At 63.7% G+C, this 7,104-nt stretch carries 6 protein-coding genes; 5 read left to right on the forward strand and 1 reads right to left on the reverse strand.

Going from position 1 to position 7,104, the window contains the following annotated elements:
• The first annotated feature begins 5 nt into the window (after positions 1–5).
• From atpA to EOA22_RS19805, 4 genes are all read left to right on the forward strand, one after another.
• The gene (gene atpA / locus EOA22_RS19790; protein WP_127390158.1) at positions 6–1,535 is read left to right on the forward strand and encodes a F0F1 ATP synthase subunit alpha; all 1,530 of its coding nucleotides are present in this window, start codon (positions 6–8) and stop codon (positions 1,533–1,535) included.
• Positions 1,536–1,567: 32 nt separating this feature from the next.
• A complete protein-coding gene (locus tag EOA22_RS19795; RefSeq protein WP_013529037.1) occupies positions 1,568–2,452 on the forward strand; it encodes a F0F1 ATP synthase subunit gamma in 885 nt (294 codons plus the stop codon).
• Positions 2,453–2,522: 70 nt separating this feature from the next.
• Positions 2,523–4,115: a F0F1 ATP synthase subunit beta gene (atpD, locus tag EOA22_RS19800; RefSeq protein ID WP_027163462.1), complete on the forward strand. Its 1,593-nt coding sequence runs from the start codon at positions 2,523–2,525 to the stop codon at positions 4,113–4,115.
• Positions 4,116–4,217: 102 nt separating this feature from the next.
• Positions 4,218–4,625 (forward strand): F0F1 ATP synthase subunit epsilon, encoded by a 408-nt coding sequence (locus EOA22_RS19805; protein ID WP_013529039.1) that lies wholly within the window; start codon positions 4,218–4,220, stop codon positions 4,623–4,625.
• A gap of 51 nt (positions 4,626–4,676) precedes the next feature.
• Here the strand turns inward: EOA22_RS19805 and EOA22_RS19810 are convergent, their stop codons facing one another.
• On the reverse strand, positions 4,677–6,197 hold the full coding sequence (locus EOA22_RS19810) for a mannitol dehydrogenase family protein (RefSeq protein WP_127390157.1): 1,521 nt from the start codon (positions 6,195–6,197) through the stop codon (positions 4,677–4,679).
• A gap of 95 nt (positions 6,198–6,292) precedes the next feature.
• Here EOA22_RS19810 and EOA22_RS19815 point away from each other — a divergent pair.
• Positions 6,293–7,104: glucuronate isomerase (locus tag EOA22_RS19815; protein ID WP_164755655.1), on the forward strand; the 812-nt coding region annotated here is incomplete at its 3' end.

Here is a 7,104-nt window from a genome sequence, read left to right on the forward strand (position 1 = left end):
GGCTGATGGCCATCCGCGCCGCGGAAATTTCCGCAATTCTGAAAGACCAGATCAAGAATTTCGGCAAGGAGGCCGAGGTCTCCGAAGTTGGACAGGTGCTGTCCGTCGGTGACGGTATCGCTCGTGTCTACGGCCTCGACAATGTCCAGGCCGGCGAGATGGTCGAATTCCCCGGCGGCATCCGCGGCATGGCGCTCAACCTCGAAGCCGACAATGTCGGCGTCGTCATCTTCGGCGCCGACCGCGACATCAAGGAAGGCGACATCGTCAAGCGCACCGGCGCCATCGTCGACGTTCCCGTCGGCCCAGGCCTGCTCGGCCGCGTCGTCGATGCGCTCGGCAATCCGATCGATGGCAAGGGTCCGATCAAGGCAGTCGAGCGCAAGCGCGTCGACGTCAAGGCGCCCGGCATCATTCCGCGCAAATCGGTGAACGAGCCGATGTCGACCGGCCTCAAGGCCATCGATGCGCTGATCCCGGTCGGCCGCGGCCAGCGCGAGCTGGTCATCGGCGATCGCCAGACCGGCAAGACCGCCATCATCCTCGACACGATGCTCAACCAGAAGTCGGTGCACGACAACGGCCCCGAGAAGGAAAAGCTCTACTGCGTCTACGTCGCCGTCGGCCAGAAGCGCTCGACCGTCGCGCAGTTCGTCAAGGTGCTGGAAGAGCGCGGCGCGCTCGAATACTCGATCATCATCGCCGCCACCGCTTCCGACCCGGCGCCGATGCAGTTCCTGGCGCCGTTCGCCGGCTGCACCATGGGTGAATATTTCCGCGACAACGGCATGCACGCGCTGATCAGCTATGACGATCTGTCGAAGCAGGCCGTCGCCTATCGCCAGATGTCGCTGCTGCTGCGCCGCCCGCCGGGCCGCGAAGCCTATCCGGGCGACGTGTTCTACCTGCACTCGCGCCTGCTCGAGCGCGCCGCCAAGCTCAACGACGATCTGGGCGGCGGGTCGCTGACCGCTCTGCCGATCATCGAGACGCAGGCCAACGACGTGTCGGCCTACATCCCGACCAACGTGATCTCGATCACCGACGGCCAGATCGTCCTCGAAACCAACCTGTTCTTCCAGGGCAGCCGTCCTGCGGTGAACGTCGGTCTATCGGTGTCGCGCGTCGGCTCGGCCGCGCAGATCAAGGCGATGAAGCAGGTTGCCGGCTCGATCAAGGGCGAGCTCGCGCAGTACCGCGAAATGGCGGCCTTCGCGCAGTTCGGCTCGGATCTCGACGCTGCCACGCAGCGCCTGCTCAACCGCGGATCGCGCCTGACCGAACTCCTGAAGCAGCCGCAGTTCTCGCCGCTGAAGACGGAAGAGCAGGTCGCGGTGATCTTCGCCGGCGTCAACGGTTATCTCGACAAGCTGCCGGTCAACCAGGTCGGCAAGTTCGAGCATGGCCTGCTCAGCCACATGCGTGCGGCCGGCAAGGACGTTCTCGACGCCATCCGCAAGGAAAAGGCACTGTCGGACGATCTGCGCGCCAAGCTGAAGGCCGAGATCGACGCTTTCGCCAAGACCTTCGCCTGAGCGAAGCGACAAGACGGGATCAGGTTTGAAGCATGCCTTCATTAAAAGACCTTCGTAACCGTATCGCCTCGGTCAAGGCGACGCAGAAGATCACCAAGGCGATGCAGATGGTCGCCGCGGCGAAGCTGCGCCGTGCGCAAGAGGCTGCGGAAGCGGCGCGCCCCTATTCGGAGCGCATGGGTTCCGTGCTGGCCAACATCACCCAGGCGATCGGCGGCGGTGGCGATGCCCCGGCGCTGATGACCGGCACCGGCAAGGATGATGTGCATCTGCTCGTCGTCTGCACCGCCGAGCGCGGCCTGTGCGGCGGCTTCAATTCGCAGATCGCCCGTCTTGCCCGCGACCACATCCGCAAGCTTTTGGCCGACGGCAAGCAGGTCAAGATCATCTGCGTCGGCAAGAAGGGTTTCGACATCCTGCGCCGCGACTACGCGTCGCTGATCATCGATCGCGTCGATCTGCGCGAGGTCAAGACACTCGGTTTCGTCAATGCCGATGCCATAGCCAAGAAGGTCATCCATCTCTTCAACGAGGGCGGCTTCGACATCTGCACGCTGTTCTATTCGCAGTTCAAGTCTGTGATCAGCCAGATCCCGACCGCGCAGCAGATCATTCCGGCGGGCGTTGCTTCGGCTCAGGCGGAAGTGACGGATGGCGGCAACGCTGTCTATGAATACGAACCGGAGCCGGGCGAAATCCTCTCCGATCTCATTCCGCGCAACATCTCGGTGCAGGTTTTCCGGGCACTGCTCGAAAACGCGGCCGGCGAGATGGGCGCCAAGATGAGTGCCATGGACAATGCGACGCGCAACGCCGGCGAGATGATCAACAAGTTGTCGATCACCTATAACCGCCAGCGGCAGGCGCAGATCACCAAGGAACTGATCGAAATCATTTCGGGCGCCGAGGCGCTCTAGGCGCGGTCCACGGGTTTTTTGCCCGCGACCGGACCGCGTGAGAAACAAAGGACGAAAAAGGGTAAAGACGATGGCGAAAGCAGCGACCCCCCAGAAGGCAGCCCCCAAGGCCGCAGCCGCGAAGGCAGCAGCCCCCGCGAAGGCGGCAAAGGCTCCAGCAGCAGCCGCGAAGGCGGCCCCGGCCAAGGCAGCAGCACCGGCGAAGGCCGCAGCTGCCAAGACATCGGCAGTGGCCAGCAAGGCAACCGGCGTTGTCGGCAAGGTCCGCCAGGTCATCGGCGCCGTCGTCGACGTGCAGTTCGGCGATCACCTGCCGGCGATCCTGAACGCGCTCGAGACGACCAATGTCGGCAACCGTCTGGTGCTCGAAGTCGCCCAGCACCTGGGTGAAAACACCGTGCGCTGCATCGCCATGGACTCGACCGAAGGTCTGGTTCGCGGCCAGGAAGTGCGTGACACCGGCGCGCCGATCACCGTGCCGGTCGGCCCGGGCATGCTCGGCCGCATCATCAACGTCATCGGCGAGCCGGTCGACGAAGAAGGCCCGGTCGACGCGATCGAAATGCGCTCCATCCACCAGCCGGCTCCGACCTATGTCGAGCAGTCGACGGAAGCACAGATCCTGATCACCGGCATCAAGGTGCTCGACCTCCTGGCTCCCTACGCCAAGGGCGGCAAGATCGGCCTGTTCGGCGGCGCCGGCGTCGGCAAGACCGTGCTGATCCAGGAACTGATCAACAACATCGCCAAGGCGCATGGCGGCTATTCGGTGTTCGCCGGCGTCGGCGAGCGCACCCGCGAAGGCAACGATCTGTATCACGAGTTCATCGAATCCGGCGTCAACAAGAAGGGCGGCGGCGAAGGCTCCAAGGCCGCGCTCGTCTACGGCCAGATGAACGAGCCGCCGGGCGCGCGCGCCCGCGTCGGCCTGACCGGCCTGACGGTTGCGGAGTATTTCCGCGACCAGGGCCAGGACGTGCTGTTCTTCGTCGACAACATCTTCCGCTTCACGCAGGCGGGTTCGGAAGTGTCGGCTCTGCTTGGCCGTATCCCGTCGGCGGTGGGCTATCAGCCGACGCTCGCCACCGACATGGGCGCGTTGCAGGAACGCATCACCACCACCACCAAGGGCTCGATCACGTCCGTGCAGGCGATCTACGTGCCCGCCGACGACTTGACCGATCCGGCGCCGGCGACCTCGTTCGCCCACCTTGACGCGACCACGACGCTGAACCGCGCCATCGCCGAAAAGGGCATCTATCCGGCGGTCGATCCGCTGGATTCGACCTCGCGCATGCTCGACCCGCTGGTCGTCGGCGACGAGCATTACGGCGTCGCGCGCCAGGTGCAGTCGATCCTCCAGCGCTACAAGTCGCTGCAGGACATCATCGCCATCCTGGGCATGGACGAGCTGTCGGAAGAAGACAAGCAGACCGTGGCCCGCGCCCGCAAGATCGAGCGCTTCCTATCGCAGCCCTTCTTCGTCGCCGAAGTGTTCACCGGCGCGCCGGGCAAGCTGGTCGACCTCGCCGACACCATCAAGGGCTTCAAGGGCCTCTGCAACGGCGACTACGATCACCTTCCGGAAGCTGCCTTCTACATGGTCGGCGGCATCGAGGAAGCGGTCGAGAAAGCACAGCGCCTCGCGGCTGAAGCGGCGTAATCAAGCGAATAGCGAATAGGGAGTAGCGAATAGGGAATATGGGCCGGCGAATTCTTCTTCTGACTACTCGCTGCTCGCTATTCGCTATTCGCTAAATTGATCATGGCTGAAGCTTTCAAGTTCGAACTGGTCTCGCCGGAGCGCCTGCTTGTTTCCGAGCAGGTTGAATCCGTCGTCATTCCGGGCGCCGAAGGCGAGATGACCGTGATGGCGCATCACGCGCCGGTCATGACCACGATCAAGCCGGGTGTCGTCACCGTGAAGACCGCAGCGGGCGGCGAAGAGCGCTATGTGGTGTTCGGCGGCTTCGCCGACATCGTTCCGGCCGGCTGCACGCTGCTGGCGGAATCGGCTGTCGCGGTGAAGGATGTCGACCGCGCCGATCTCGCGCGCCGCATCCAGGAAGCCAAAGAAGACGCCACTGATGCCAAGGACGACGAGGCTCGCAGCAAGGCGGAACAGTTCCTTAGCCAGCTCACCACGCTGGAAGGCGCCATCCTGCCGGCTTGAAATTCGGTTCGATGAAAGAGTAAAAAGCGGGGCCTTGCCTCGCTTTTTTGTTTAAATGCCCAAGGCTGCGAAAGCCAATGTCGGGCCGTCTCGTCGCAGGTGGACGAGATGCACGGCCACGAGCTCGATCAAGGTCTGGCGCTCGGCATGGTCCTTGGCGAAGCCGGCGAGGTCGAACACAGCGGTCACGGTTTCGTTCGCCGGCAGTTGCTCGCCCAAAAGTGCCGTCAACGCCGCGTCGAGCGGGTCGGTGAAATGGCCCTCCGGCAAGGTTTTTCCTCGTGCGGCGCAAGCAGCGATCCAGGCAGCCACCACCAACGTGAGATGGACCAGCTCGGTACCGGCTTCTAGACATTCGATGGCGGAAGCGACGATGCGCTGCGGCAATTTCTGGCTGCCGTCATTGGCGATCTGAGCCGTACGGTGGGCAAGTGCAGTGTTGGAAAAACGCTCAGCGAGCTCCGCGGTGTAAGCGCTCGGGTCGAGCCCGGCATCCTCGGGCAGGGTCGGGATGGCTTCCGCACACAATGCATCGACGAATTGCCGGATCGCCGGGTCGGCGAAGGCGCGGTCGACGGTGGCATGACCGCTGAGCAGGCCAAGATAGGCGATGGCCGAATGCGAGCCGTTGAGCAGCCTGAGCTTCATGTCCTCGAACGGGCCGACGTCGCGAACCATGGTGACGCCGAACTGTTCCCAGTCCGGGCGGCCCGCTGGGAAATTGTCTTCGACCACCCATTGGCAGAACGGCTCGGTCATGACAGGCCAAGCGTCCTCGGCACCGAGTTCTTCAGCGATCCGCGCCCGATCGGCATCGGTGGTTGCCGGCACGATGCGGTCGACCATGCTTGAAGGAAAGGCGACCTGATGGGCGATGTGATCGGCAATTCCGACATCATTCGATTGGGCGAGCCCGGCATCTCGCAACTGGGCGAATTCAACCAACAGCCGATGCAGCGTGGCGCCGTTGGCCGGCAGATTGTCGCAACAGAGCACGGTAAAGGGCGGCGTGCCGGCGGCGCGTCGCCGGGCAAGCGCCTCGGTCAGGAAACCATGCGCTGTCTTCGGCATCTGCGGATTGGCCAGATCATGGGCGATATCGGGATGAGCAGCGTCCAATCCGCCGCCAGCCGCCCTCAGATAGGCCTTTTCGGTGATCGTAAGCGTGACGATGCGGGTGCGCGGATCGGTCAGCGCGGCCAGTACCGCGCCCGGATCCTCCGGCGCCACCAGCATCGCGGTAATCGAGCCGATGACCTGAAGTTTTTCGGTTCCACTGCTTCTGATCGCCAGCGTGTAGAGCCCATCCTGCGGCGTGAGTGCGTCGCGCGTGTCGGCGCTGCGCAGCGAAACGCCTGTTATGCCCCAATCCGTCTCGCCGGCCGCCAGGCAATCGTCGACATAGGCGGCCTGGTGGGCGCGATGGAAGGCGCCGACGCCAAGATGCACGATGCCCGGGACGATGCGGCTGCGATCATACGAAGGCGTCGCGATCGAAGCCGGCAGTGCGCGCAACGTCTTCGTGGAAAGGCGTTCGGTCGTCGTGGTGCGACTGGTCTGGTCGGATGACATGAGTGGCCTCGGCAGGGATCGGCAAAGCGGCGTAACATTCGATTTCCCGCCACACAATGGGCCGAAAAGTCATCATACAACAACCTAATTTTTGTATGTTGACATTATTTCTTGCCGCCCCTACCGATAGCGGCCCTGGGAGGATTGCCGTGCCACTGACCGATGCGGATCTGCTGTTTCCCGCCGATGCGCATTCGCGCTCGGTTGCCCGCGATCTCTATGCCGGGATCAAGGACCTGCCCCTGGTCAGCCCGCATGGCCACACCGATCCGCGTTGGTATGCGCTGAACGAGCCTTTTCCGGATCCGGCGCAACTGCTCATCGTTCCGGATCACTACATTTTCCGCATGCTGTTCAGCCAAGGCATCCGCCTTGAGGATCTCGGCGTGGCGACGCTGGACGGCGCGCCGGTCGAGACCGACGGCAGGGCGATCTGGCGGCTTTTTGCCGAGCACTATTATCTGTTTCGGGGTACACCGACCCGGCTGTGGTTCGATCATGTGCTTGCCGATCTGTTCGGCATCGACGAGCCGCTGACCGCAGCGACCGCCGACCGCCACTACGACGCCATCGCGACGCTGCTGCAGTGGGAGAATTTCCGCCCGCGCGCCCTGTTCGAGCGCTTCAACATCGAGGTCATCGCGACCACCGAAGGCGCGCTCGACGATCTCAAATGGCACCAGATGATCCGCGACAGCGGCTGGCAGGGCCGTGTGGTCACCGCTTATCGCCCCGACGCCGTCGTCGATCCCGACTTCGAGGGGTTTTCAACCAATCTCGACCGGCTCGGCGAGATCACCGGCTGCGACACCGGCAGCTGGGCAGGCTATCTCGATGCGCATCGCCAGCGGCGCGCCTTCTTCAAAAGCTTCGGCGCGACCTCGTCCGACCATGGCCATCCGACGGC

Origin of the sequence: Mesorhizobium sp. M7A.F.Ca.US.014.04.1.1 (assembly GCF_003998745.1) — a bacterium.
GTDB lineage: Bacteria > Pseudomonadota > Alphaproteobacteria > Rhizobiales > Rhizobiaceae > Mesorhizobium > Mesorhizobium ciceri.

What these genes read in the sequence shown, in the direction of transcription:
- EOA22_RS19795 (WP_013529037.1), top strand. Translation starts at nt 1,568, where the DNA reads ATGCCTTCATTAAAAGACCTTCGTAACCGTATCGCCTCGGTCAAGGCG.
- EOA22_RS19810 (WP_127390157.1), bottom strand. Translation starts at nt 6,197, where the DNA reads ATGTCATCCGACCAGACCAGTCGCACCACGACGACCGAACGCCTTTCC.
- atpD (WP_027163462.1), top strand. Translation starts at nt 2,523, where the DNA reads ATGGCGAAAGCAGCGACCCCCCAGAAGGCAGCCCCCAAGGCCGCAGCC.
- atpA (WP_127390158.1), top strand. Translation starts at nt 6, where the DNA reads ATGGCCATCCGCGCCGCGGAAATTTCCGCAATTCTGAAAGACCAGATC.
- EOA22_RS19805 (WP_013529039.1), top strand. Translation starts at nt 4,218, where the DNA reads ATGGCTGAAGCTTTCAAGTTCGAACTGGTCTCGCCGGAGCGCCTGCTT.